Source organism: Proteus sp. STS61-E (assembly GCF_040932335.1).
Classification (GTDB): Bacteria; Pseudomonadota; Gammaproteobacteria; order Enterobacterales; family Enterobacteriaceae; genus Proteus; species Proteus mirabilis_B.
In genome coordinates this window covers 102,025-128,899 of the sequence record NZ_JBFQGE010000009.1, presented here as the reverse complement: position 1 = coordinate 128,899, position 26,875 = coordinate 102,025, and the positions used below count along the sequence as shown (strand labels likewise).

Annotated in this window: 28 protein-coding genes; 11 read left to right on the top strand and 17 right to left on the bottom strand. The window is 38.0% G+C overall.

What is annotated here, in order from left to right:
• Nucleotides 1-47 precede the first annotated feature (47 nt).
• From rfaD to rfaC, 3 genes are read left to right on the top strand one after another with little or no spacing between them, the layout of a single operon-like run.
• Nucleotides 48-986 (top strand): ADP-glyceromanno-heptose 6-epimerase, encoded by a 939-nt coding sequence (gene rfaD / locus AB4J89_RS18190; protein WP_088494111.1) that lies wholly within the window; start codon nt 48-50, stop codon nt 984-986.
• Between the two features lie 9 nt (nt 987-995).
• Nucleotides 996-2,048 carry an ADP-heptose--LPS heptosyltransferase RfaF gene (gene rfaF / locus AB4J89_RS18185; RefSeq protein ID WP_194951560.1) on the top strand — a complete coding sequence of 351 codons (1,053 nt, stop codon included), beginning with the start codon at nt 996-998 and terminating at the stop codon, nt 2,046-2,048.
• A complete protein-coding gene (gene rfaC, locus AB4J89_RS18180) occupies nt 2,045-3,004 on the top strand; it encodes a lipopolysaccharide heptosyltransferase RfaC (RefSeq protein WP_088494113.1) in 960 nt (319 codons plus the stop codon). Before rfaF ends, rfaC begins: the two co-directional genes overlap by 4 nt.
• 21 nt (nt 3,005-3,025) lie before the next feature.
• Here rfaC and AB4J89_RS18175 read toward each other — a convergent pair whose 3' ends face one another.
• The 7 genes from AB4J89_RS18175 to rfaQ form a co-directional block, all read right to left on the bottom strand.
• Nucleotides 3,026-4,033 (bottom strand): glycosyltransferase family 9 protein, encoded by a 1,008-nt coding sequence (locus AB4J89_RS18175; RefSeq protein ID WP_227718960.1) that lies wholly within the window; start codon nt 4,031-4,033, stop codon nt 3,026-3,028.
• Nucleotides 4,034-4,100: 67 nt separating this feature from the next.
• Complete coding sequence (locus AB4J89_RS18170; protein ID WP_368470212.1) at nt 4,101-5,063, bottom strand: polysaccharide deacetylase family protein; 963 nt, start codon at nt 5,061-5,063, stop codon at nt 4,101-4,103.
• Nucleotides 5,056-6,150: a glycosyltransferase gene (locus AB4J89_RS18165; protein ID WP_368470210.1), complete on the bottom strand. Its 1,095-nt coding sequence runs from the start codon at nt 6,148-6,150 to the stop codon at nt 5,056-5,058. The genes AB4J89_RS18170 and AB4J89_RS18165 overlap by 8 nt, the downstream gene beginning before the upstream one ends.
• A complete protein-coding gene (locus AB4J89_RS18160) occupies nt 6,141-7,229 on the bottom strand; it encodes a glycosyltransferase family 9 protein (protein WP_368470208.1) in 1,089 nt (362 codons plus the stop codon). Before AB4J89_RS18160 ends, AB4J89_RS18165 begins: the two co-directional genes overlap by 10 nt.
• A 2-nt stretch (nt 7,230-7,231) precedes the next feature.
• Nucleotides 7,232-8,344 carry a glycosyltransferase gene (locus AB4J89_RS18155; protein WP_368470206.1) on the bottom strand — a complete coding sequence of 371 codons (1,113 nt, stop codon included), beginning with the start codon at nt 8,342-8,344 and terminating at the stop codon, nt 7,232-7,234.
• Entirely contained in the window at nt 8,341-9,471 is a 1,131-nt protein-coding gene (locus AB4J89_RS18150; RefSeq protein ID WP_368470204.1) for a glycosyltransferase family 4 protein, read from the bottom strand. Before AB4J89_RS18150 ends, AB4J89_RS18155 begins: the two co-directional genes overlap by 4 nt.
• On the bottom strand, nt 9,468-10,532 hold the full coding sequence (rfaQ, locus tag AB4J89_RS18145; RefSeq protein ID WP_368470202.1) for a putative lipopolysaccharide heptosyltransferase III: 1,065 nt from the start codon (nt 10,530-10,532) through the stop codon (nt 9,468-9,470). The genes AB4J89_RS18150 and rfaQ overlap by 4 nt, the downstream gene beginning before the upstream one ends.
• Before the next feature lie 201 nt (nt 10,533-10,733).
• On the opposite strand from rfaQ, the gene waaA reads away from it, so the two are divergent.
• The 3 genes from waaA to coaD are packed head-to-tail and all read left to right on the top strand — an operon-like array spanning nt 10,734 to nt 13,265.
• Nucleotides 10,734-12,011 (top strand): lipid IV(A) 3-deoxy-D-manno-octulosonic acid transferase, encoded by a 1,278-nt coding sequence (gene waaA, locus AB4J89_RS18140; protein ID WP_075673244.1) that lies wholly within the window; start codon nt 10,734-10,736, stop codon nt 12,009-12,011.
• On the top strand, nt 12,011-12,790 hold the full coding sequence (locus tag AB4J89_RS18135; protein WP_349474461.1) for a glycosyltransferase family 2 protein: 780 nt from the start codon (nt 12,011-12,013) through the stop codon (nt 12,788-12,790). Before waaA ends, AB4J89_RS18135 begins: the two co-directional genes overlap by 1 nt.
• On the top strand, nt 12,780-13,265 hold the full coding sequence (gene coaD, locus AB4J89_RS18130) for a pantetheine-phosphate adenylyltransferase (protein ID WP_088494122.1): 486 nt from the start codon (nt 12,780-12,782) through the stop codon (nt 13,263-13,265). The genes AB4J89_RS18135 and coaD overlap by 11 nt, the downstream gene beginning before the upstream one ends.
• Here coaD and mutM read toward each other — a convergent pair.
• Nucleotides 13,262-14,086 carry a bifunctional DNA-formamidopyrimidine glycosylase/DNA-(apurinic or apyrimidinic site) lyase gene (gene mutM, locus AB4J89_RS18125; protein ID WP_349474463.1) on the bottom strand — a complete coding sequence of 275 codons (825 nt, stop codon included), beginning with the start codon at nt 14,084-14,086 and terminating at the stop codon, nt 13,262-13,264. The genes coaD and mutM overlap by 4 nt on opposite strands.
• A 99-nt stretch (nt 14,087-14,185) precedes the next feature.
• On the opposite strand from mutM, the gene rfaL reads away from it, so the two are divergent.
• Nucleotides 14,186-15,436: an O-antigen ligase RfaL gene (gene rfaL / locus AB4J89_RS18120; RefSeq protein WP_368470199.1), complete on the top strand. Its 1,251-nt coding sequence runs from the start codon at nt 14,186-14,188 to the stop codon at nt 15,434-15,436.
• Nucleotide 15,437: 1 nt separating this feature from the next.
• Here the strand turns inward: rfaL and AB4J89_RS18115 are convergent, their stop codons facing one another.
• From AB4J89_RS18115 to radC, 7 genes are all read right to left on the bottom strand, one after another.
• Entirely contained in the window at nt 15,438-16,607 is a 1,170-nt protein-coding gene (locus AB4J89_RS18115) for a glycosyltransferase family 4 protein (RefSeq protein WP_368470270.1), read from the bottom strand.
• Nucleotides 16,607-17,710, bottom strand: a complete 1,104-nt coding sequence (locus AB4J89_RS18110; protein WP_368470197.1) for a glycosyltransferase family 4 protein — start codon at nt 17,708-17,710, stop codon at nt 16,607-16,609. The genes AB4J89_RS18115 and AB4J89_RS18110 overlap by 1 nt, the downstream gene beginning before the upstream one ends.
• A 3-nt stretch (nt 17,711-17,713) precedes the next feature.
• Nucleotides 17,714-18,715 (bottom strand): glycosyltransferase family 9 protein, encoded by a 1,002-nt coding sequence (locus AB4J89_RS18105; RefSeq protein WP_368470195.1) that lies wholly within the window; start codon nt 18,713-18,715, stop codon nt 17,714-17,716.
• A 138-nt stretch (nt 18,716-18,853) separates the two neighbouring features.
• Entirely contained in the window at nt 18,854-19,981 is a 1,128-nt protein-coding gene (locus AB4J89_RS18100; RefSeq protein ID WP_311755688.1) for a glycosyltransferase family 4 protein, read from the bottom strand.
• A 149-nt stretch (nt 19,982-20,130) separates the two neighbouring features.
• Nucleotides 20,131-20,298 carry a 50S ribosomal protein L33 gene (rpmG, locus tag AB4J89_RS18095; protein ID WP_006534250.1) on the bottom strand — a complete coding sequence of 56 codons (168 nt, stop codon included), beginning with the start codon at nt 20,296-20,298 and terminating at the stop codon, nt 20,131-20,133.
• Between the two features lie 11 nt (nt 20,299-20,309).
• Nucleotides 20,310-20,546 carry a 50S ribosomal protein L28 gene (rpmB, locus tag AB4J89_RS18090; protein WP_036914542.1) on the bottom strand — a complete coding sequence of 79 codons (237 nt, stop codon included), beginning with the start codon at nt 20,544-20,546 and terminating at the stop codon, nt 20,310-20,312.
• Between the two features lie 247 nt (nt 20,547-20,793).
• On the bottom strand, nt 20,794-21,465 hold the full coding sequence (gene radC, locus AB4J89_RS18085; protein WP_088494128.1) for a DNA repair protein RadC: 672 nt from the start codon (nt 21,463-21,465) through the stop codon (nt 20,794-20,796).
• 302 nt (nt 21,466-21,767) lie between these two features.
• On the opposite strand from radC, the gene coaBC reads away from it, so the two are divergent.
• The 3 genes from coaBC (at nt 21,768) to slmA (ending at nt 24,136) form a co-directional block, all read left to right on the top strand.
• Nucleotides 21,768-22,979, top strand: coding sequence for a bifunctional phosphopantothenoylcysteine decarboxylase/phosphopantothenate--cysteine ligase CoaBC (gene coaBC, locus AB4J89_RS18080; protein WP_088494129.1), 1,212 nt, complete (start codon nt 21,768-21,770; stop codon nt 22,977-22,979).
• Nucleotides 22,963-23,421 carry a dUTP diphosphatase gene (gene dut, locus AB4J89_RS18075; RefSeq protein WP_088494130.1) on the top strand — a complete coding sequence of 153 codons (459 nt, stop codon included), beginning with the start codon at nt 22,963-22,965 and terminating at the stop codon, nt 23,419-23,421. Before coaBC ends, dut begins: the two co-directional genes overlap by 17 nt.
• A gap of 112 nt (nt 23,422-23,533) precedes the next feature.
• The gene (slmA, locus tag AB4J89_RS18070) at nt 23,534-24,136 is read left to right on the top strand and encodes a nucleoid occlusion factor SlmA (protein WP_075673256.1); all 603 of its coding nucleotides are present in this window, start codon (nt 23,534-23,536) and stop codon (nt 24,134-24,136) included.
• Between the two features lie 308 nt (nt 24,137-24,444).
• On the opposite strand, the gene pyrE is transcribed toward slmA, so the two are convergent.
• Nucleotides 24,445-25,089: an orotate phosphoribosyltransferase gene (gene pyrE, locus AB4J89_RS18065; protein WP_088494131.1), complete on the bottom strand. Its 645-nt coding sequence runs from the start codon at nt 25,087-25,089 to the stop codon at nt 24,445-24,447.
• Between the two features lie 80 nt (nt 25,090-25,169).
• Nucleotides 25,170-25,886 (bottom strand): ribonuclease PH, encoded by a 717-nt coding sequence (gene rph / locus AB4J89_RS18060; protein ID WP_069366895.1) that lies wholly within the window; start codon nt 25,884-25,886, stop codon nt 25,170-25,172.
• Nucleotides 25,887-26,011: 125 nt separating this feature from the next.
• On the opposite strand from rph, the gene AB4J89_RS18055 reads away from it, so the two are divergent.
• Complete coding sequence (locus AB4J89_RS18055; protein WP_088494132.1) at nt 26,012-26,875, top strand: YicC/YloC family endoribonuclease; 864 nt, start codon at nt 26,012-26,014, stop codon at nt 26,873-26,875.

Below are 26,875 nucleotides of genomic sequence, written 5' to 3'. Positions count from 1 at the left end.
TATAGACCTAGAGCTAATTTTTAGATTTTATATGAAGGGGTAGCCACATGATTATCGTCACTGGCGGTGCAGGTTTTATCGGCAGCAATATTGTTAAAGCATTAAATGATGAAGGTTATACTGATATCTTAGTTGTTGATAACCTTAAAGATGGCACCAAATTTGTGAATTTGGTTGATCTGAATATCACTGATTACATGGATAAAGAAGATTTTATAGCAAGCGTTGTTGCTGGCGATGATTTCGGTGATATTGATGCAGTTTTCCATGAGGGTGCTTGCTCTTCTACTACTGAGTGGGATGGCAAATATATGATGGATAACAACTATCAATATTCTAAAGAGCTACTTCATTTTTGTCTTGAACGCCAAATTCCTTTCTTATATGCCTCTTCTGCTGCAACTTATGGCGGTCGTACAGATAACTTTATCGAAGATAGAAAATATGAAGCGCCTTTAAATGTCTACGGCTATTCAAAATTCTTATTCGATGAATATGTACGTCAGATTTTACCTGAAGCAGATTCAATGATTTGTGGCTTCCGTTATTTTAATGTTTATGGCCCTCGTGAAGGACATAAAGGTGGCATGGCGAGTGTTGCATTCCATTTAAATAACCAAGTAAATGCGGGTCAAAATCCAAAATTATTTGAGGGCAGCGAAACATTCCAACGTGACTTTATTTATGTTGGGGATGTAGCTGCGGTTAATTTATGGTTCTGGCGTAATAATGTATCTGGTATTTTTAACTGTGGTACAGGTCGTGCTGAATCATTCCAAGCTGTTGCAGATGCCGTTATTGCCCATCATAAAGATAAAGATCTCTCTATTGAACATATTGAGTTCCCAGAGAAATTGAAAGGTCGTTACCAAGCATTTACTCAAGCTGATCTGACGAATTTACGTAAAGCGGGTTATACCGCACCTTTTAAAACAGTTGCTGAAGGCGTAGAGCTTTATATGCAATGGTTAAATCAAGGTAAGTAATCGCTGTTTATGAAAATCTTTGTGGTAGGGCCTTCATGGGTCGGGGACATGATGATGTCCCAAAGTCTTTATCGTACATTGAAAGCATTACATCCTGCGGCAACGATTGATGTGATGGCACCTGCGTGGTGCCGTCCATTATTAGAAAAGATGCCAGAAGTTGATAATGCAATCCCGATGCCATTAGGTCATGGGGCTTTAGCCATTGGTGAACGTCGCCGTTTAGGAAAACAATTAAAAGAGAATGGTTATACTCACGCTTATGTATTACCTAACTCGTTAAAATCTGCCTTAGTCCCTTTCTTTGCAGATATTCCTAAGCGCACAGGTTGGCGTGGAGAGATGCGTTATGGACTATTAAATGATTTGCGACCTTTAAATAAAGAAGCATTTCCTTTGATGGTTGAGCGCTATGTTGCGCTAGCTTATGACAAGCAAAAAGTCCAAAAAGCGACTGATTTACCACAACCTTTGTTATGGCCGAAGTTATCAGTTACCGAAAATGATATTGCTACCACATTAAGTCAATTTTCATTATCGACTCAACGCCCTGCAATTGGTTTTTGCCCCGGTGCTGAATTTGGCCCTGCAAAACGTTGGCCTCATTATCATTATGCTGCTTTAGCGCAAAAACTTATCACAGAGCAAGGGTATCAAATCTTCTTGTTTGGCTCTCAAAAAGATAAAGAAGCAGGCGAAGAGATAAAACAAGCTTTAACACCTGATGCTCGAGAAGCGTGTTTTAATCTTGCTGGCGAAACCAGTCTTGAGCAGGCAGTTAATTTGATTGCATCTTGTAAAGCGGTCGTCAGTAATGACTCCGGTTTAATGCATGTTGCAGCCGCGTTAGAGCGTCCACTAGTGGCTCTTTATGGCCCAAGTAGCCCTGACTTTACACCACCTTTATCACATAAAGCACGCGTGATCCGTTTAATTACGGGTTATCACAAAGTGCGTAAAGGGGATGCTGAACAAGGCTATCACCAAAGCTTAATCGATATTCAGCCAGAGAAGGTTTTTGCTGAGTTAGCAAATTTACTGTCAACGGAGCCATCAGCGTGAAGCGGGTATTAATCGTTAAAACCTCTTCCATGGGCGATGTCTTACATACGTTGCCAGCATTAACTGATGCAATAAATGCTTATCCTGATATTCGTTTTGATTGGGTCGTCGAAGAAGGTTTTGCACAGATCCCAAGCTGGCATCAAGCCGTTGATACGGTTATTCCTGTGGCAATACGCCGTTGGCGAAAAAACTGGTTTAGTGCCCCTATTCGTGCTGAGCGCGCGCAATTTCGTCGCGCTATTCAATCTCATCATTATGATGCTGTTATTGATGCACAAGGTTTACTAAAAAGTGCATTTTTGGTCACTCGATATGCCAAAGGCACTAAGCACGGTTATTCTCGCCAATGCGCTCGAGAGCCTTTAGCAAGTTTCTTTTACGATATTCGTCACAATGTCAGTAAAGAGATGCACGCCGTTGAGCGGATTCGTCAACTGTTTGCTTTAAGCTTAAATTATCCAATTCCACAATCTCAGGGTGATTATGGAATTGCACAGCATTTTCTCTCACTTCCCGCCTTTGATGAGCGCCCTTATTTAGTCTTTTTACACGCAACTACGCGTGATGAGAAGCATTGGCCTGAATCTCATTGGAGGGAGTTAATTGCACTGCTTGCCGATTCTGGGTTACGTATTAAATTACCTTGGGGTGCCGAGCATGAACATCAACGTGCAATACGTTTAGCAAAAGATTTTGACTACGTTGATGTATTACCGAAGATGTCATTAGCCCAAGTGGCGCAGGTTATCGCTGGTGCTAAAAGTGTCGTTTCTGTGGATACAGGATTAAGCCATTTAACGGCTGCATTAGATAAACCCAATATCACCCTATTTGGCCCTACCGATCCCGGCTTAATTGGCGGTTACGGTAAAGCTCAAACGGCTGTAAAAGCAGAAGGTGGGGATATTGGGGAGATAAGTGCGCAACAAGTTATCAATATTCTCGATATTTAGCCTTATAAGCCCTAAAAACTATTAGTCTTTTAGGGTTTTATTGACGGCATTAAAAACTTCATCAACCGTTATAAGATCCATTGATGCTTGTATTCCCTCACCTGGGCTAGGTCTTTTATTGATAATGGTATGCAAATGAAGATCTTGATAAGGTCCCGTCCATTTAGGGTTTGCTGTCGCAAATAAACTTACTGTTGGGCGTTGTAATGTAATCGCCAAATGCAGAGGCCCTGTATCCCCTGTGACTAATACATCCATTATTTTTATCTGACTTAACAAATCAGGTAATGAAGTTTTACCTACTAGATTTTCAATATTGCTATGATATTTTTCTGGCAACAATACAAAAAAGTCTTCCGGTAAGTCTAACTCTCTTGATGAACCAATTAACTTAATCTGTAACGATGAGTCATTCTCAATAAGCGTTTGCGCTAATTCAACAAAATATTTTACTGGCCATCTACGCTCTTGCGTTGATGCCCCCATTTGAAATCCAACAATATGATAATTACCTTTATCTAATTGTTCAATTTCACAAGGAATTTCCATTCTTGTATCAGCACTATCTATTCCTAAGTGGCGAATAATATTAAGTTTACTTTGGATAACATGGCCAGATGCCGGTTTATGATCAGCAATTATCCACTTTCTAAACCACTCAGGAATAGAATCTGATGTATTACGAAAAATATATTGGGAACCAGACATAACAGCAAATAACACATCGTAAGGAAGATGTGAATGTAATATAACTGCTAATTCAGGTTTATATTTTTTTGCCTGTAGTGCGATAGGAAGTAAGTTTCTAATTTTATTATCCCAATAAACCACACTGTCTATTTGATCATAGTTTTCAACTAATAACCTATTCTTCTCACTTGAAACCAAGGTGATATGTGCATCAGGATAGTGCGCTCGGATCGCTCTTATCGCGGGGGTATTAAACATAAAATCCCCCAGCGCTGTCGTAGAAAAAATAAGAATACTATTAAATTGAATATCAGATGAAAATGTATCTGTTTTTTTCATCTTTCCTAAAAGGAGGTTATAGATATTTAGGAAGTTATGTACCCATTTTAATTTCTTTAACTTCATCTTATTTTGCCTGCGTCTTACTTTGATAATACTCAGCTAACGTCATTCCCTGCACTTTGCCTGACAAGAAACTAAATAAGGTTTCTAAATCGTTATATAACCCTTCAATATCTTTTTCAGTACGAAATGTTGGGCTACCACCCGGCATAAATTCAGATGAGTGCAACATAAATTCAATATGAGAATGGCCTTGAGCTAACGATTTTTCAGCAACCTCAATCATCTGTTGGGCATTTCCGCCTTTAGGGCGAAGCCAATTCACTGAAGGAGCTCTTTGCTTACCTCTTAATTTATCGTAACCCTGCTTAACTTTATTCATTAAAGGAGAGTGCTTATATTGAATACTCATTGGCACTTCTAGTAACGAAGAATTTCCCGCTTTAGTGATATCCTGTAAGTCTATAAAATAAGCATGACTTGGAAAATCGGTGTAATTTGTTCCACCTACTTGTGCTGGATCACCTTTAGTAAAACGCCAATCTACTTTTGGTGTCACAGAACAATCGACTTGATAACCAAACTCAACTAAAAGTTGAGCATAAATCTCATTAAATGCCCAACGACCTGCACGATGGCTTAACATTTTAGTTTGCAGTTTATCTTCAAGTAGGTGCGTCATTAATGCGATTTTTTCTCGCATTTGATCTTTGGGATATTCAATTAAATAAGGCTGATAACGTAAATCATTATCTGTTAAAGGTGTTAATGGTGGGCTATTCCATGCATGCAAGTGCATACCAATTTCACCGGTATTACGTGCAATAACATCACGAGCAAACTCAATATAAGCTTCATCCATAACCATTTCATAGTTTGTTAGCCAAACAGGTTTAAAATTAAAGCGCTCACAAAGTTGCTGAAAACGGGGAAGAAAGTGCGTATTTTGAGTAGTGATATCACGTTCATTTTCCCAAAGATTATCGCCTTCGGTATCTAATGTGATAATAAATGCTGGTTTAGTCATTATATTCTTTACTCTTTATTTCAAAAAAATCCATCATATTTTTTATATATACATCGCCATAAAATGGCTCAATAGATTTTTTTATTTCATTATATTCAGGAAAGTTTAATTTTTTATTAACAATATCATCTAATATTTTCAAGAATGACAATTCATCATTAACGGGGAATAATTTCCCATTATTTCCATTAATAATGTCAGAAGGCCCAGTTAAACAATCAGAGCTAATACAGTAAATACCATAAGATTGAGCCTCAATTAAAACCATAGGAAGTCCTTCATGAGTTGATGTTAACAAACATGCTGTAACTTCTTTAATATGATTTAATACATAATCCCACGCATTACTTTGCCATCCATGAAAAATAACTTTTTTGTCAATATCTAATTTTCTTGCAAGTGAAAGCAGATCTGCCCGATCCTTACCATCTCCAACTAAGTGTAACTCCCAATTTCCTTCTAATTTACTTAATGAACGAAACATAAATTCAAGGTTTTTACTTTCTTTGGATAATAATCGGCCAATATAGAGAAACTTTATTTTATCTTGAGGACGAGGAATAGTTTTATCAGTTCTATCTACAGGATTGTAAACTACATTAATACGGGATTCAGGTACATTTTTACTCAGTAAATATTTTTTATTACCTGAACTAATCGGTATATGATATTGCGTATTTAAAGTGTATATCGCTTTATATGCTATCCATAGTGATGTATGTATCCAAGAAAATACTGGGATATTCTTCAGTGAGAACTTAGATGCTAAATTAGCAATATAACATCCTATAACATCTGATCCAATAATGATATCTGGTTTTTCTTTTCTTAAAACACGAGCTAATTTACATGAAAATAAAAATCTTCTTACTTTATGATTTCTAATTTTACAACTAACAAATCTAACATTTAAATTTTCATACCAATTTTCATTAATACAAATATCCTGTTCCTTCAAAAGGATAATAGATAGATTTACTTGAGGATAAAAATCTTTTAATAAATTATTTAATTTATTAAAAACAACTTCCATACCTCCTAAACCTTGCAACTCGATACCAACTATTGTTATTTTCTTTATTGACATAAATATTTACCCACAAGAATATCTAATTTAGATTTAATTACATCTGTTGATATCTCACTGACTTTACTGTCTATTTTATCTTGCGTTACTTGAATTGCCTTTTTATTATTCGGTGACCACAGATAATTATTTACATATAAACCATGATAATCATTGCCATACAATGCAAGTGTCGGTTTATCAAAAGCTGTAGCAACATGAACAATGGATGTATCTGGTGTTATTACTAAATCAGCATATTTTATAATTGCTGACGCACTAATAAAATCCCCAATGGGATTGCCCAAAATATTTTCGAATTGCAGGCTTTTCAAATCATTCTGCTTCCCAATAAAGATAATATTTACTTTATATTCCTTGAAATAAGAAATTATAAATAATAACTGTTGTCTTGATATATCTCTTTTTTCAGATGCAGAAAATGGATTGATTACTACCGTTTTTTTATACGGTAGATTATTAATAAAACTTTTTATCTTATCATCTACCACATAAGGGATCGTAATCTCATATTTAAGTTCACTAAAAGGCACATTAAGAATATTAAGCATTTTCTTGTATCTTTCAATAACATGAGACTGGTACTTATCATAACCTATATTTAAATTATACATTTTAATGTTGGCTTTATTAAAACCCACAACATTTTTGGCATTAATTATTCTTATAAATAACAAATAAGATATTGGAAGCAACTCTCCCATATCAATAATTAAATCATACTTTTCTTTTCTTAACTCAAACGCTAACTTTATTATAGAAAACAATTTTTCTTCATATGTATAATTTTTATTGTATAAATCAGAATACTCAATAACACAAAAATTATTACTTCCAGAAACAATATCTACAGAATATCCATTATTCTTTAGATGTCTTAAAATAGATGTTGAAACAACCATATCACCAATTTTATTATCATCTCTTAAAAAGAGTACTTTAGGCTCTTTTTTTAAAGAAAAGCTCTTACGAGAAATGGGGTCAATAAAAAATTTAGCAATCAAAAATTTTACTTTTTTAAAAAAGTAGTTTTTTTGTCTATTTAATCGTCTAATTGTACTAAGTTTTTTACTTCTCATTTTTAGTGCTCTCTAGCTACTATGAGTTCAATATACTGATCAATCACTTCATCAATATCAAATTTTTGGTACATGTCTGGTGTAATTTTAGGTGGCGTAAAAAAAACCAATCGCATCTTTTCTGCTAACGATGCTGCATTTAGTTCTGCTTTATAATTAGCAAACTCACCTTCCATAATTTCACCAATGCCACCAGGACAGTTGGTACTCACAATCGGTGTATTACAAATCAAAGATTCAACCAACACATTACCTAAACCTTCGCTGTCAGAGCTTAAAACAACCGCTTTTGCGTCTTTAATAACAGCAAATGGGTTTGATAAAAAACCAATTAAACTCACCTTATCTTCTAAATTAAGCTCTGCTATTTTATTTTTAATTTTAGTTGTCACTTCAGAAGAGCCTTGCCCTGCAATAAATAATTTACAAGGTAAATCCGCTAACGCAAATGCTTCTAATAATCTGTCATGTCGTTTAACTTCATGAAAACGACCAATATGCAGTAAATAATCTTGCCCTTGATAAGAATTACTTTCTAAAGCTAAATTTCTAATTTCTTGAATATCAAACGGATTATAAATTGTTTTTAATTGTTGTGGTGATATCCCCACGTTTTGGATCAAATCCTGCCCAGCCGCATTGGAAACTGTAATAATATTTTTCTCTTGGTATACTTTTTGGATCTTCTTTTGTTTTAACCAACGAGAAAAACCAGTTTTATTACCTAAATAAGATTGGGAAAATATGCCATGAATGCAATACCATGTATTTTTATCCACCAACTCTTTAGATAAAGCAACAATCCTATCCGTCTTATGCAAATTTGAAACAACAAGCGATGGAATACCTTTACGTGCAAATAGTGATTTCAACGTGTTATCCATCGATTTTGCTCGACGTTTTAGTTCAGTTTGTCGATGAAATAATCCTCGATAACTATCTGCATCAATCAATAATTCAATATTAGCGGGGATAGAATAATCACATTTTTCGGCTAAAGAGAGTAGTGTAACGGTATAACCACGCTGGCTTAAGCCATGACATAACCTGATAGTGACATTTTCAGCACCACCACCTGGTAATCCATCAATAATAAAAAGGATATGTTCCTTCATAAACTAAGAACCTTTTGGTAAAGCCCAATCAGTTGTTGAGATAAATGCTCTGGCGTATAAGGCAGTATCTTATTTCGGGCGGCTTTAGACATTCTATTATCAAGATTATCGGCAGAAATTGTTTCTATTGCACTTATCATTGCCGAAATATCTAAAGCATCAGTGACAAAGCCATTAATACCTTGTTCAATAAATTCAGAACCACCACAAGTATAACTGGTGATAACAGGTAAACCACATGCCATTGCTTCTAAAACAACATTAGGAAAAGGATCATATAAGGTCGGCAATAGTAAACCATCAGCCATTTGATATAAAGGTAGAGTATCTTTTTGCATACCTAAAAAATGAACTCGCTCATGGCTTTTTAATTGATAAGCGAGTTGTTGATACTTTTTCTGCTCTTTATCTTGTCCAACAACAATCAAATGTGCATGAGTACAACTAATGGCTTCAATCGCCGCTTTTAAGCCTTTACGTTCAAACCCTGAGCCTACATAAATAAAGCATTTGGCATCAATTGGGATCTGGTAGTGTTGACGTAATTGCTCACGATAAAGTGTTGTGGCAGGAAAAAATTGCTGATTATCAATCGCATTATAAATTACACTAATGCGCTCACTTTCAACACCAAAGTCTTCCATCACTTCACGTTTTACCATTTCTGAATTACAGATAACCCGTTTTAGTTCTGGTGAATGATACATCTCTTTTTCAGCTTTCATTACATAGCGATGATAACAGCTATTAAGCAGTAATTGACTACGTAGTGGGCTTAATACTCGTGAACGTTGCAATAACCAGCGACGATGAACGCCATCTCCTGCACGATAAATATCGCATCCAGCAATACGCTCATGACTTTGTACTAAATCGAACTGTTCTTTTTGCCAGCATTGTCTTGCACTTTGAGCAAAACCTTTCTCACGGCTAATCCGCCCCCATTTCATTGGATTGACAATATGAATATGCCATTGGGGTTGTACAGCGCCAATCCATGAACGCGTGATCACATTAAGTTCTACTGCTTGATTATCCAATGCTTCAAGCGCCCGAGAAACAAATCGTTCAGCGCCTCCATCAGGTCGGTATTTTTGACGCACTATAGCCAGTCGGAATGAATTCATTTTAGTTGTCCCCTTACGGCATTCAGTACATCTTCGACAGGTATTAAACTGAGATAACGCGTTTGTGTGTTGGTATTGACATCATCAGGATCTGGGAGTTCACCATAATTTCCTGCCCATAATACTTCGCCAATATGTTCCCATGGTGACCAATGAAATAATTTTGATGGCCCAAAGAGGGCAACAAGTGGCGTTTTAAGCGCCGCAGCCATATGCATGGGAACGGAATCAACTCCAATAAATAAACGTGCATCATCAATTAACGCAGCAAGTTGAGGTAAAGAAAGTTGTCCTGATAATGAAATCACACTATTTGAAGTACACCCTTTAATTATAGTTTCAACCATCTCTTGCTCTCTTGGATCGGGGCCAGATGTTAAAACAATTTGCTTTCCTTCCTGTTCCAAAGTATCAATTAATTCTGACCATTTACCTTCATCCCAACATTTAAAAAACCATCGAGATGTCGGTTGAATAACAATATAAGAACTCAACACGTTATGTTCTTTTAATTTTTCGATAACAATTTGTTTATCTTGATGGCTATACGCCATTGATACTTGAGTATCGGTTTTAGGCAATTGTAATGGCTGCAAGAGTGCTAAATTTTGCTCAACAATATGTTTGTCATCTACAGAGCCTAATGGGATCAACTGTGTAAAACATTTTTTCCAAAAAGGACTTTGACGTTTATAAATATCATACCCAATACGAATTTTGGCTCCGGTAAAACGGGTTATTATCGCGCTATTCCACTGATCTGCTAAGTTTATAACAACATCATATTGTTGATTTCTTAAGTCTGTTAGTAATTTCCACTCATGACGTAATCTTGCCAGTTTTCCCTCTTTTTTCCACGCTTTATCTAGTACAAAGATATGATGAATAGAAGAAAAGTGCTCAATCATTGGCATGGTTTCTTTATTGATTAGGACATCAACTTTCGCATTTGGAAAATTAGCTTTTAATGTATTAATAACAGGGGTAATCAATAAAGTATCACCATGATGTCGTAACTTAATAACAAGAACCCTTTGTATTAACTTCATTTTTTCACTCATAACATTCCAAATGGACTTGAATAATTAGTAATGTGATTTGATTATAAAAAAAATTCTATCAAGTTTCCTGAATAAAGCCTGTTAAAATTAATAAAAAAGCATTATACAGTGTTGTTTATCGCCACAACGTTTGTTTTTACACACTTTCTACTACACAGTGTGATACTATAAGCGTTCGTCCAGATAAGTGAATTTGATAGCATGTTGTTGCGTTTATATCAGGTACTTCTTTACCTTATTCAACCTCTGATTTGGTTGCGTCTTTTATTACGCAGCCGCAAAGCACCCGCCTACCGTAAACGGTGGGGAGAGCGCTATGGCTTTTGCAAAGGCAAAGTCGTGCCTCAAGGGATATTATTACATTCGGTTTCTGTCGGTGAAACACTCGCCGCCGTGCCACTTGTTCGCGCCCTTCGTCATCACTATCCCGATTTGCCTATAACGGTCACAACCATGACACCAACAGGCTCAGAACGTGTGCGTTCTGCATTTGGTGATGATGTTTACCATGTCTATCTTCCTTATGATTTACCGGGTTCAGTTAATCGTTTTCTTAAAACGGTCGATCCCAAATTGGTTATCATTATGGAAACAGAATTGTGGCCTAACCTAATTTCAAAACTACATCAACGAAAAATCCCGTTGATTATTGCCAATGCACGTTTATCAGAACGCTCTGCGGCGGGTTATCAGAAATTAGGTAGTTTCGTCAAAACGATGCTCCAAAAAATCACCTTAATTGCGGCTCAAAACCAAGAAGATGGTGAGCGTTTTATCGAATTAGGACTCAAACGTTCACATTTACATGTAACGGGTAGCCTAAAATTTGATATTTCTGTCACCCCAGAATTAGCCGCAAGAGCCGTTGCTTTGCGTCGCCAATGGGCTGCTCATCGCCCAGTTTGGATTGCAACAAGCACACATGAAGGTGAAGAAACCATTATTTTAGAGACACATAAAAAGCTACTGACACAATTCCCACAGCTTTTGTTGATCTTAGTTCCTCGACACCCAGAGCGTTTTCCTAAAGCAGAGCAATTAACACGCGAAGCAGGATTAAAGTATACATTACGTAGCACTGATGCTGTTCCTGATGCACAGACCCAAGTTGTGATAGGCGACACCATGGGCGAACTGATGTTGCTCTATGGTATTGCTGATTTGGCTTTTGTGGGGGGAAGTTTAGTCGAGCGTGGTGGTCATAATCCTTTAGAGGCAGCCGCTCATGCTATCCCGGTTATTATGGGGCCTCATACTTTTAATTTTAAAAATATCTGTGCCAAACTCGATCAAGCTGAAGGGTTAATTACTGTTACAGACAGTGAATCGATGGCGACTGCTATTGCCTCATTACTTAACGATGAAGATTATCGTCGTTATTATGGTCGCCATGCTGTTGAAGTACTTCATGAAAACCAAGGTGCATTATTGCGTTTACTCACCCTGCTTTCACCTTACCTTCCCCCTCGGAGTCACTGATGAGCCAAAGCAAGCGCCTTTCTGTCGTGATGATCAGTAAAAATGCCGCTGATATCATTGGTGAATGCTTAGACTCCGTACAATGGGCTGATGAAATCATTGTATTGGATTCAGGAAGCCAAGATGACACCTGTCGTATTGCGACAGAGAAAGGGGCAAAAGTTTTTGTAAACAGTGAGTGGCCTGGTTTTGGTAAACAACGTCAATTAGCGCAGCAATATGCCACAGGTGATTATATTTTTATGATCGATAGTGATGAACGTGTCACACCTGAACTCAAAACCAGTATCCTCACGATATTGCAGCAACCTGAAGAAAATGTAGTTTATAACTGTGCTCGCCGTAACTTATTTATGGGACGATTTATGAAGCACAGTGGTTGGTATCCCGATAAAGTGACGCGTTTATATGCCCGTGAACGTTATCAATATAACAATAACCTGGTTCATGAGTCGTTAGAAACTCAAGGTGCAATAGTTAAAACGCTGCAAGGTGATCTCTTGCATCTTACCTGCCGTGATTTAATGGAGTTTCAGCAAAAACAGCTAAAATATGCTACCGAGTGGGCTAAAGAACGCCATCAACAAGGTAAAAAAACCCGTTATGGCTCCATCTTAAGTCATACATTAGGTGCCTTTTTTAAGACTTGGTTATTAAGAATGGGTTTTTTAGATGGGAAACAGGGATTAATACTGGCATTTGTTAATGCACAGTATACCTTTAATAAATACGCTTCTTTATGGGAACTCAGCCAGAAGACGACCAATCATGAAAAATAAAGCTATCTACCCCGGAACCTTTGATCCTATCACTTATGGTCATATTGATATATTAACTCGTGCAGCAGGTATGTTTGATACCGTTTTATTAGCTATTGCTGATAGCGCCCGCAAAAATCCGATGTTTACCTTAGAAGAGCGAGTTAATTTAGCCAGAGAGGTGACGAGCCATTTACCGAATGTTGAAGTCGTTGGTTTTAGTGAGCTAATGGCAAATTTTGCCAAACAGCAACAAGCTACTATTTTAATTCGTGGTGTTCGTAGCGTTTCTGACTTTGAATATGAATGGCAACTGGCAAATATGAACCGCCACTTTGCGCCTGATCTTGATAGTGTTTTTTTACTGCCCTCTCAAAATCTTTCATTTGTCTCTTCATCTTTAATTAAAGATGTGGCGCGCCATGACGGTGATGTTTCTACATTTTTACCTGAAGTCGTAACTGTAGCAATGCTGAAAAAGTTAGGTAAACTTTAGCTTTCATTCTCGCCATGTTGGCAATGTCGGCAGAAAAATGTGCTACGTTGCCCTTGTTTAATGCTTTCAATCTGTTGCCCACAAATCAAACAAGGCTTATCTTTACGCCCATAAACAAAGAGTTCTTGAGCAAAATATCCTGGTTTGCCATCAGACTGTAAGAAGTCTTTAAGTGTTGTGCCACCTTGCTCAATGGAGCGCGTCAATACTCGTTTAATCGCAGTCACCAGTACCGTACACTCTTCTTGCGTTAAGCTATTAGCTTTTCTATCAGGCATAATTCCCGATGAAAATAGCGCCTCGTTAGCATAAATATTGCCGACACCAACGACTAATTTATTATCCATTAACCACGGTTTGATAGCTGTTTTTTTATTTTTCGACTGTTGATATAGGTATTCAGCATTAAATTCATCAGAAAGCGGCTCTGGCCCTAAATGGGCTAATACAGAACTAGTTTCTAAATCTTCACACCATAACCAAGCACCAAAGCGTCGTGGATCGGTATAACGCAATACTTTGCCATCACGAAAAATCAAATCGATATGATCATGTTTCTCTTCAGGCTGTTCTTCTAATAAAATACGCACACTACCTGACATTCCTAAATGAATAATGATCCATCCAGTATTAAGCTCTATTAACAGATACTTAGCGCGACGCTTCACACTTAAAATAGGTTCATCCAGTAAGGTTTTTATTTTTTCAGAGACTGGCCAGCGTAATTTACTATTGCGCACAATGGCATAGTGCAACACATTGCCCACAAGATGAGGCTCAATGCCTCGGCGACTGGTTTCAACTTCTGGCAATTCAGGCACAGGCGGCTCCATTATTATCAGATAAGAGATACAGCGATAACATCATTTTTATTGTATGATCAGCTTCCCTAAAAGTAGAAAGGACGATAGCAGATTATTATGATGTTGTTTAAAGACTATAGTAAAAAATCCCTCTGGAACTTATCCATTATTGGGCTTTACATTATATTGATCTACTTACCGGATATCACCCGTTATAAAAATATTGTGATGGGATTAATTGGTGCAACAGCGCTGTGGTATTTGGTGCGTGATTTTAAGACTATCTGTAAGATATTTAAAAATAATCTGTCATTCTCACTGCTGTTTTTATTGCTGGTGATTGGTTATTCCATTGTGATTTCGGTTGAGCCCAGTATCAGTATAAAAGAGATTAATAAGCCGATACTCAATGGGTTACTGCTTTTTGCTATTACCTTTCCGATTGTGCTGTATAAAGAGAAACCTACCGATATAGCGAAGATGGTGATGGTCGCTTTTGCGATTGGGCTACTAGTGATTATGGCTAAAGAGTTGGTGCAGTATTATTTGGAATATAAAAGAAATATTTTACCTTTTAGAACCACTAGTCAGCGGATCCATCGAGAAATTTCTTATACATTACTTTTTTTCTTTCCTATCATTCTAATTTTTTGGGAAAAAAATACATTTCAAAAGTATATTTTTTTATGCTCATTTTATATTCTTTTTACTTTTTTAATCTTAGGAACTATGTCACGTGGAGCATGGATTGCATTCTCAGTAGTAACAATAGTTCTCTTATTAATTAATCGCCAATATATTTTTATAGCTTTAGGTATATTTTTATTTGTATTATTTATTGGACTTTTATGTCAAGGTAAATTAACTCACTTTATAGACAAAAAACTTTATTACAAATTTACCCAAATTAATAGTGGTAAACGCTTCGAAGGTGGTACTCAAAGCTCGGCATTAGATCTTATCTTTGAACAACCAATTAAAGGTTATGGTTATGGTAATCAGCTTTACCATAATGTCTATAATAAACGAGTTAAAGATCATCCCAATTGGAAATTTAAAAAATCCATTGGTCCTCATAATATCTTTTTAGCTTTCTGGTTTGCGGGTGGTGTGTTAGGGCTATTTGGTATTCTTTATTTTTGCTCTTCGATTATTGCCCAAGGTATCCAGCTAATAAGAAAAAACCAAGGGATTATTCGCCAAGCTGCTCTTGTATTACTGATGTCCTTCTTAGGGGTTTATGTACTACGAGGATTATTTGAAAATGCGTATATTAATCAAGTGGGTATTTTGGTGGGATTAATGTTGGCATTACGCCATGCTTTACTCAACAATCAATCAGTCACACCATCAGAAAAACAACAATAGGTTACTTAATTAACTTCTCTATTGTTTTTAATATAATCTCTGCCCGCTTATCCCAGTTGTAATAGTTTTCAACCAGAGAGCGGGCATGGGTTGTTTTTTCTTTGGCTCGCTGTGGGTTTTCTCTTAGCTGTATTATCTGTTTTGCAAAACTCTGCGCGTCGCCACTATCAGCAAAGCTTACCGCTTTCTCATCTACAACATCACGGATGGAAGGGAAATCTGAAATCACCACCGGTTTTTCCATAGCCATATATTCAAATAACTTAAGTGGTGAGGTGTAACGACTTCCAATGCTAGTTAACGTAAGCGGAAGTACACAGATATCATGTTGGCCAATTGCTTCAAAGCGTTTTTTTGGATCAATAAATCCCAAGAAATTCACTTTATCTTTTACATCCATTTCTTGAGCTAATAAAGTTAATCCTTCAATCTGTTCTGGTGTACCACCCGCAATATTAAGTCTTGCATTATCAAGGTATTTCATCGCTCGCATCATAGTTGGAATACCTTTCCATTTATGCAAGCTCCCTAAATACAACACTTCAGTAAAGTTTTTCTCAGTAATTAACCGTTTGACCTGATAGTCAGCCACAGCATGTAAATCAACCCCATCAGGAACCACTGTTATTGGCGTAGTAACTTGATACTGTGAAACAATATCATCTCTTAATAATGAAGTAAGAACAAAAATACCCGTCGCTCGGCTATAAACTAACTTCTCCATTTTTAATAGCTTATGATATTTGGCTCGATTCTTTTTTTTCTCAAATGAATGAGATTCTGCAAAAGATTGAGCGAAAATTTCATGACTCTCAAAAAAGAGAGGAATTTCTGGGTAATTTTCACAAAGATAACAAGCTAGTTTTAAATTACGGGTAAACAACGCATCAACGTTATTTTGCTTTACCCAGCGAGTAATCTGTAATGAGAAAAGTTTTTGTGAATTAAATGGAAAATACCATTTACGGCGAATATCTCTTAAAGAAACTAAACTCGCATTAGTATGAATTGAACGACCTAATATATCACTATCTCGATATTGTCCTTTAGGTGTGACTAATGTCACTTGAGCGCCTGCTCGAGCAAATGCATCCACATTTTGTAAAATTTGTAATGAAGCCACACGTAAGTCAGGCACTGGGTAAGGATCAAGATAGGCAATTTTCATAATTATGATGCCAATGCCTGTAATAAACGTTGCGCAGAATGTTGCCAAGTATAACGTGTTTCTATACGGACACGCGCCAGCTCTCCCATCGCCTTACCTCTGTCTGGTAATCCACGAAGATGATTAATCGCTATCACAATTTCATCTGCACTACCCGGTGCGACTAAAAGCCCTGCGGTACCTTCATTACCCACAACTTCAGGAATGCCACCGATATGACTCGCAATCACCGGTTTTGCACATGCCATCGCTTCTGCAATCGTAATACCGAAGGCTTCATCTCCAGTACTTGGGAAAATACCCACGTCACTTGCTGCATAAAATTCAGGTAATACGTTATGCTCGACAGGCTGATGAAAAATGACTTGCTCTGCAACACCTTTAGAAATCGCTTTCTTTTTTAATCGCTCAAGATCATCACCCGCACCGATAATCAAGAGTTTAACATCCTCACCTTTTAACTGCTCTATAGCATCAATTGCGACACTTAAGCCTTTCCAACCCACTAATCGCCCAGCAAATGAGAGTAAAAAAGTAGATCCATCTATTCCTAATTGCTCACGTAACGAGGTGGTCATAGGTTTAAATTTTTCAATATCCACACCATTATAAATCACACTAGGGAATTGCTTAAAATGATGTTGAATTTGCCAAGCATTAAAATGGCTACATGCCACCCATGCTGAAATCTTTTTACCTAACCAGCGATCACCTTTGAAAAAACTGGTTCCCCCACTCATATAGCAAAAATGCGTTGAGGATGATTTAGGCATCATAGAAGGCCAAAAAAAGTCAAAAGGCTTCGTTAAAATAACCCAATCAAAATTTTGACTAATAACATCTTTTTTAGCGTGTCGTGCAAAAGTGTAACGCTCGACAATACGACGAAAACGTCCACCGAGATCGATAACTTTATCTCGTGGTGTATAAGGGTAAGTGTGAATTTGTATTTGGCGTCCTGCCAGATTGTGTCGGATCTCGCCATTGCCGCCATAAAGATGAACTTCATGCCCAGCATCATGCAATTGCTTAGCCAGTTCCCAAACCGCTGTTTGGATCCCGCCATAAGACATGGTGATTGTGACATCAATTATACCGATCTTCATGGATTACTTTTTCACCTTCATTCCATTCATGATATTACTCACTGCATTCCACACATTTTCAACAGAGATTTCAGCCATATTATCTTCACGGCGTGCTTTTTCTAATGGTGTAGGGTGTTGGATAACCTGACAACAAGAATGTTGTATAGGGGCTAAATAGCACCCGGGATGATAGCTATGATATAGCGCCACCATCGGGATATCTAAAGCGCCGGCTAAATGTGTAGGGCCGGTATCAACACCAACATAAAGTGATAAATTTGCCATAATCGCCGCATTTTGACGCATCGAAACACGCCCCGCTAAGGCTAAACATCGCTCTTCACCTATTTTTTTCGCTAAATCAATAGATAATTGCGCACTTTCCTTACCACCTAATAGCAAAAAATACGTACTCGCGTCATGGGAAATAATCTGCTTTGCTAATTGCAGAAAGTTCTCCACTGGCCAATCTCGATAGGCTTTAGCAGGAAAGCTTTGTAACTGAAAACCAATAATATTCTTATTAATTAATGAATTATCTTTTAAAAATTGTTGTGCAAAAGTCACCTCTTCCTCACTGATAAAGTAACGTAATTGCCAACAACTCGGATAAATCCCTAATGCATTAATTAATAAGGCGCGCTCTTTTTGTGCAACCATTGGTGACTTGGGGCGAGCAACCCAAGTTGTATTGCCTTGCTGCTCAGATATATCAGCAAAAGCAACGGTATGATGAGATTGGCGACGAGCATAGTTCACTAATTCACAATCATTACCGTATACCAAAGCCAAATCATAAGGCTTATTAGGTAACCAACCTGACCAAACAGCGCGTTTTTTAGAAAAATGTCTAATACTTTTAATATCAGGATTATGCTCAAGAATACATGCACTACGCTTATGTGCAAATACATGAATATGAGCATTGGGCCAACGCTGTTTTAAGGCATGAATAACCGGAGTGATAAGTAATGTATCACCAAAACGTGCTACCGCTATAACCAATATATTTTTTGGGTCCATGTGCTTTTTATTTGGCTTAAATGATACATTTACTTCTCAGACTATACACTAAAAAGTATTACAAATATTCATCAATAAGATGAATACACCAAGTTGATAATAGAGATAATCGTTTCACGACTTTATTATCAACATTAATCATACTGATTTATTTTTATCGTTAATTGCCTGAATAAAGATCCTTTCCATCTTATCTAACATATTATCCAAACCAAATCGTGAGACAGCGTGTTCAAGCGCGGCTTTTCCCATCTGTTCACGTAATTCAGCTGAGCTCATTAATTTAGCTAAATGACTCGTGAATATTTCTTGTATTTGTGGTGCTAATGTAAATCCTGTTTTACCGTCAATAACGGCTTCGCTAATCGCGCCAACCGTAGTGGATACAACGGGCAAACCACACGCCATTGCCTGCATAATACCTTGTGGTACACCTTCATTACCAAAAGAAGGTAACGCAAAGAGATCCATTGCATTTAAACAATCAGGCACATCATTACGATTACCAAGGAAGAAGATACTTTGCTCTAATCCTGCCTCTTTAACCATCGGTTCTAAATTTTTACGTTGAGGCCCATCACCAACAAAAATTAATTGCCAATCAGGAAACTGCTGATGTAATGATTTCCATGCTTCTACTAAGTATTTATGTCCTTTCCACACTCGCATAGTTGCAACAATACCTAATGTCGGTTTATTCGGTATTCCAATTTTTTCTCTAGCTTGTTGTTTGTCTTGTGGAAAAAAACGTTGCAGATCAATTCCCGTAGGCACTGATGTCATTTTTTCTAATGGAAATTTATTATGCAGATGGAGAGTCTGGCGTAATTTCTCACCTGTTGTCACAACATGGGCACTAGACGAAAGATAAAGCCATCGAGTTGGTAATGAGCGTGAAACATCCGTAGAAACATGTCGAGTTCGAACAACCACAGGAGAATGACGTAATGTGGCACAAGAAGCGGCAACTAACCATGCATCGGTTGAGCTATGAGTATTGATAACATCAAATTGGTGATGATGTAATTTCAGCCATTGGCGAAGTACTTTTAATGCTGAACCGCGTTTTTTCTCAATGGGTAATGTGAAAACCTCAATACCATAATCAGGGGCAGCTTTGGCAATTTTGGATGTAGGGCAGCACACTAATGCAACTCGGTGCCCTCTGCGGATCATACCTTGAGATTCCGTCAGTATACGGATTTCCTGACCACCCCACCCACAAGATGATTCTGTATGTAATATTGATAATACTGACTTACTCATCCGCAATCCATTTACCTGATGGTTTAAAAAGAGCCATAGTATAACTAAAGAGTAAGCTAAGATCACAATAGCTTTACTTTGTTATACTTAGCAGACTCCAGATAACAAAAAACCCGACACTAAGGTCGGGTTTTTTAAGAAAACTAAAATTATTTAATTTTAGCTTCTTTATAAAGCACATGTTGACGAACAACTGGATCGAATTTTTTCATTTCCAGTTTTTCTGGCATAGTGCGTTTGTTCTTCGTAGTGGTATAGAAGTGACCTGTACCAGCAGAAGAAACGAGTTTAATTTTCTCGCGAATACCTTTAGCCATTTTTCAGCTCCTTAGAACTTCTCACCACGGGCACGTAAATCTGCTAATACAGATTCGATGCCTTTCTTATCAATCACACGCATACCTTTAGCAGATACACGCAGAGTTACGAAACGTTTCTCAGACTCAACCCAGAAACGGTGAGAGTGCAGGTTTGGCAGAAAACGGCGTTTAGTCGCGTTTAATGCGTGAGAGCGGTTGTTTCCACTCACAGGACGCTTGCCGGTAACTTGGCAGACTCGGGACATGTCTATTCTCCAAAAATCTAATCAGCTCGAGCTTTAATATCAGGTTTGACCGCCTCGTCAGGCTTTGGAGCCCATCTCAGCAACTTTTAACGATTGAAAAACTGTGTAAACACCTCAGAAAAAACTTGCTGAGATAGGCTCTTCTCGCCAAACCCAAGATCCTCAAAGGTGGCGTAGTATACGCCCAATGGCCTCAACGCTCAAGACCCGTACAAATAAAGATTGACAATAATTACAAAAATATTTGCTACAACCAACCTCGTTCTGCGAAAGAAACACAATTATCATGCCCTATCACAAGGTGATCGAGTACATTTACACCCACTAATTGGCAAGCAGTAAAAATTTTTTCCGTTATTTCTTTATCTGCGAGACTTGGTTCGCAAACACCAGAAGGGTGATTATGAGCAAGAATGATGGATGTTGCATTCTTTTTTATTGATTGACGGACAATTTCTCTAGGATGAACCTCTACTCTGTTAATTGTTCCTTTAAACATCTCTTCGAATGCAATCAATTGATTTTGATTATCAAGAAACAGTACCACAAACACTTCTCTGTCTCGCCAATGCAATAATTTTTGTAAGTAATGCTTTGTATCTTCTGAAGAAGATAATACATTTTTATACATAAATTGTGTTGTAGAAAAGCGCTGTGCCATTTCATTAATCGCTTGTAGCTGGGTAAACTTTCCCACACCAACGCCTTTAAAACGCCCTAAAGTTTCATAATCAGCATTAATAACATGATAAAGAGAACCGCACTCTTTAAGTAAAAAAGCCGCCAACTCTAATACCGATTTTTCATAAGTACCGGTGCGTAAAAAGAGCGCTAATAACTCAATATCGGTGAGTGATTCAACGCCATAAAGTAATAATTTTTCTCTAGGTAAAAGTTCACTAACCGATTGATTTTCCATCCATGGACTCCTTAATAAGCAAAGGCAGTGGTATTAATGATCTATTTTATTCATTTACATAAGCATTAGGATTTAGGTGAAGCATCACTCATCATTAAATGCTAATCACAAAACAACTGTTGTTTTATACAGCTAATTTACTATAAACTGCTAATCTTGTATAAAAAAGACACATATCAAATTTATGCGAGATGAATCGCAAAAATTTAATCTATAAAACATGAAGTTACATAGAATTCCGAATTCACGATGACCTTGTGGTAAAATTACGGGCAATTATTTATGTACTTAGGCATTTCATCATGACTACACTTCACGACAAAAAGATTATTCTTGGTATCAGTGGTGGTATTGCGGCCTATAAAGCACCTGAACTTGTACGCCGCTTACGTGAGAAAGGTGCAATTGTGCGAGTTGTAATGACACCCGCAGCTCATGCATTTGTGACACCGTTGTCACTACAAGCTGTTTCTGGTTTTCCTGTTGCGGATGATTTACTTGATCCAGCAGCAGAAGCCGCTATGGGGCATATTGAATTAGGTAAATGGGCTGATTTAATTCTACTTGCACCTGCTACTGCCGATCTTATTGCACGTTTACGAGTGGGTATGGCAAATGATTTACTTACCACACTCTGTTTAGCGAGTAACGCACCTATCGCTATTGCGCCAGCAATGAATCAGCAAATGTACAGAGCCACGATTACACAAGAAAATTTATCAGCTTTAGAGCAACGTGGCTGTTTAATTTGGGGACCTGACTCTGGTAGTCAAGCTTGTGGTGATGTAGGACCGGGACGAATGTTAGATCCTTTAGCACTTGTCGCATTAGCTGAAAAACAACTTGCTTTACAGCCACAAGATTTTGCAGGTAAAAAAATCACGATAACCGCAGGTCCGACTCGTGAAGCCTTAGATCCAGTGCGTTTTATCAGTAATCATAGCTCAGGAAAAATGGGGTTTGCGATTGCACAAGCAGCCGCATTACGCGGAGCTGATGTTACACTTATCGCTGGGCCTGTCACATTACCGACACCCGCTTGTGTTAAACGTATTGACGTTGAAAGCGCACAAGAAATGTATGAACAAGTGATGTTAATCGCCCCTTCGCAAAATATTTTTATTGGTTGTGCGGCTGTTGCTGATTACCGCGCTAAACTTATCGCGGCTGAAAAAATAAAAAAACAAGGTGATGAAGTCACCATCACTATGGTAAAAAACCCCGACATTGTCGCGAGTGTCGGAAAAATGGTTGAACACCGTCCTTTTGTTGTTGGATTTGCAGCCGAAACCCAGAATGTGGAAGAATATGCCCGCAAAAAACGAGAACAAAAGCAGCTCGATTTAATCTGTGCCAATGATGTTTCAATAGAAAATCAAGGCTTTAACAGTGACAACAATGCATTACACCTTATTTGGGCTAATGGAGAAACGCGCTTACCACACAGTAGTAAAGCACAACTTAGCCATCGCCTACTTGACGAGATAGCCAAACATTATGATGAAAAAAATTGATGTTAAAATCCTTGATGCACGTATTGGTCAAGAATATCCACTTCCTGCTTATGCCACGACAGGCTCTGCTGGTTTAGATTTACGTGCTTGCCTTGATACACCATTAGTTCTTGAACCAGGGCAAACCGAATTATTACCTACAGGTCTTGCTGTACATATTGCCGATGAAGGATTAGCAGCAATGGTACTTCCTCGTTCAGGTTTAGGTCATAAACACGGTGTTGTATTGGGTAATTTAGTTGGACTAATTGATTCTGACTACCAAGGTCAACTGATGGTATCGGTTTGGAATCGTGGTCAAACAGCGTTTACCATCGAACCGGGTGAGCGTATTGCTCAAATGATTATCGTACCCGTAGTTCAAGCTGAATTTAATATTGTTGAAGATTTTACCGCAACGGAACGCGGTAGCGGTGGCTTTGGTCACTCCGGCCGCCAATAATAACGACGTCTTGCATTAATTATATCAATGACGATATCACTCCCTTTGCACTAAAAACCTTAGTGCAAAGGTTTACTGATTTGTTTTGCTTTTAGCAGGGGCCTTATCAGTCATGGCAGAAGAAAAAGAAACCAAAAAGAAAAGAAATAGACGGGATGAAATCTTACAGTCACTTGCCCAAATGTTGGAATCAAGTGATGGCAGTCAGCGTATCACAACGGCAAAGCTTGCCGCCACGGTTGGTGTATCTGAAGCTGCGCTCTATCGACATTTTCCAAGTAAAACAAAAATGTTTGATAGCCTAATTGAATTTATCGAAGATAGCCTAGTCTCCCGTATTAATTTGATTTTAAAAGACGAAAAAGAGGCTGTTGCAAGAATTCGCTTAATTCTTATCTTGATCCTCGGTTTTGCTGAGAAAAACCCGGGGCTATCTCGTATTTTGACTGGTCATGCATTAATGTTTGAACAAGACAGATTGCAAGGGCGAATAAATCAGCTTTACGAGCGTATTGAGGTTCAACTACGACAAGTCATTAAAGAGCGTAAAATTCGTGAAGGTAGTGCATTCTTGCATGATGAAGCATTACTTGCTTCACAACTACTCGCTTTTTGTGAAGGTATGTTAGCGCGCTTTGTACGCACAGAATTTCGCTATCAACCTACTCAAGAATTTGAAGCGCGCTGGCCATTAATTTTGGCGCAGTTACAATGAAATGATGGACTCGTGATTTAACTCAACAATTTGAAATTTACAGATATGCCGTTTTTTTCTTATTTGTGTTAACATGCGTCCTCTGGTACACAGTTACCTAAATGTATTTATCAGGAATGGCATTCGTGCAGTTCCTACATTGTGGCATTAGCGACTCGCTTTGCCCCTGCTGTAAAAGTCCTTTTTATATTTCAATATCTGTGATAATTGTCGCAGAAGATTCATTGTACTACTCACCCCGCCCATAATTGGGCGAGGGCTTTTTTTTATCTCTAATCGACCAACTCGTTTATCGCGTATTCACTTTATTAATTCACGCCATAGCGCTCACGATAAGCTTTAACCGCAGGTAAATGCTCAGACAGTGTTTCATTCTCACTTAGGTAACTAATTAAATCATCCAAGGTAATAATCGAATACACTTGGCATTGATAGTCACGTTTTAACTCTTGTATTGCAGAAAGTTCTTCTCGCCCTTTCTCTTGTCTATCCAAACTTAATAACACGGCAGAAAGCGTTGCATCATGCTGTTTTATGATTTCCATTGATTCACGAATTGCGGTACCGGCTGTAATGACATCATCGACAATCACAACATTACCTTTTAATGGGCTTCCTACTAATGTTCCTCCTTCACCATGATCTTTAGCCTCTTTGCGATTAAAACAGTAAGGAATATCGATATCATGATGTTCAACCAATGCGACTGCCGTTGTGGTTGCAATAGGTATCCCCTTATAAGCGGGTCCAAACAACACATCACAAGACACATTATTATCTAATAATGTTTGCGCATAGAACTGCCCCAGTAAAGCCAAATCACGCCCTGTATTAAATAAACCGGCATTAAAAAAGTAAGGACTCACCCTTCCTGATTTCAGTGTGAACTCACCAAATTTCAGAACATTTTTTGCTAATGCTAGTTCGATAAAGCGGCGTTGGTAGGCTTTCATTTCTTTCTCCTCTCTATGTTACTTGATGACAAATTTTAGGCATAAAAAAGGCGACTTCTCAGTCGCCTTAAAAATATAATTTATTGCTTAAGCGCCTCTTTTTGCGCTTCAAATATTTTCTCTAACCCCCCCTTTGCAAGGGCGAGTAAAGCAAGTAATTCTTCGTGACTAAATGGTGCGCCTTCTGCCGTACCTTGAACTTCAATCATACGACCATCATCAATCATCACCACATTCATATCCGTTTCTGCGGCAGAATCTTCAACATATTCAAGATCGCATAATGGTTCACCATCAACAATCCCCACAGATACCGCAGCGACCATTGATTTAAGAGGGCTCTTTTTCAGTTTACCTTCTTCAACCATTTTATTTAAAGCATCAACTAATGCGACGCAAGCACCAGAGATAGAGGCAGTACGTGTACCACCATCAGCTTGAATAACGTCACAATCAACAGTGATAGTAAATTCACCTAATGCTTTTAAATCAACAGCGGCACGTAATGAACGTGCAATTAAGCGTTGAATTTCCATAGTACGGCCGGTTTGTTTACCGCGAGCCGCTTCACGTGCATTACGACTATTTGTTGCGCGAGGAAGCATACCGTATTCTGCGGTTACCCAACCTTGCCCTTGTCCTTTAAGAAAACGTGGTACACCCTCTTCTACAGTGGCGTTACACAAGACTTTAGTATCACCAAATTCGACTAATACAGAACCCTCAGCGTGTTTTGTATAATGACGAGTGATGGTAATAGGACGTACTTGGTCTGCTTGTCTGTCTGCTGGACGCATGGTGTTATCTCCGCTTTCTCTGACATATTGGGGGCGCATTATACGACCTAAAATGGCTTATGCCTATCCTGTATCGATGCCTAGGGTTATAATCGTATCATCTTTTACACTATTGAGACCCTATTATGATCCGTAGCATGACCGCTTTTGCTCGCCGAGACATCAAAAAAGACTGGGGTAGCGCTGCATGGGAACTACGTTCCGTAAACCAACGCTACCTTGAAACTTATATTCGTTTACCTGAGCAATTACGTAGTTTAGAGCCTGTTATTCGTGAACGTCTACGTAATCGCTTAACGCGCGGTAAAATTGAATGTAACTTACGTTTTGATCTTAATGCTCGCTTTCAAGGTGAACTTAATCTTGATGAAAATTTAGCAAAACAACTGATTGTTTCTGCCAACTGGGTAAAAAGTCACAGCCATGAAGGGACTATCAGCCCATTTGATATTTTACGTTGGCCGGGTGTTATTTCCGCACAAGAACAAGATTTAGATGCCATTGGTACTGAGCTTTTAGCTGAATTAGATTTAGCTATTGATGCCTTTATTGCCAGCCGTGAAGCTGAAGGACAATCACTGAAAGTACTTATTGAACAGCGTTTAGATGCTGTTTGCGAAGAAGTTGTTAAGGTGAGAGCACAGATGCCAGAAGTTTTACAATGGCAACGTGAACGTTTAACGAGCAAATTAGAAGAAGCTCAAGTCCAAATTGATAATAATCGTTTAGAACAAGAGTTAGTGATGTTAGCGCAACGTTTAGATGTTGCTGAAGAGCTTGATAGATTAGAAGCCCACGTTAAAGAAACACGCAAAATTCTTGTGAAAAAAGAGGCGGTAGGTCGTCGTCTTGATTTTATGATGCAAGAATTTAACCGTGAATCCAATACATTAGCATCAAAATCAATTAATACTGAAATCACTAATTCAGCCATTGAATTAAAAGTTTTAATTGAACAAATGCGCGAGCAGATCCAAAACATTGAGTAA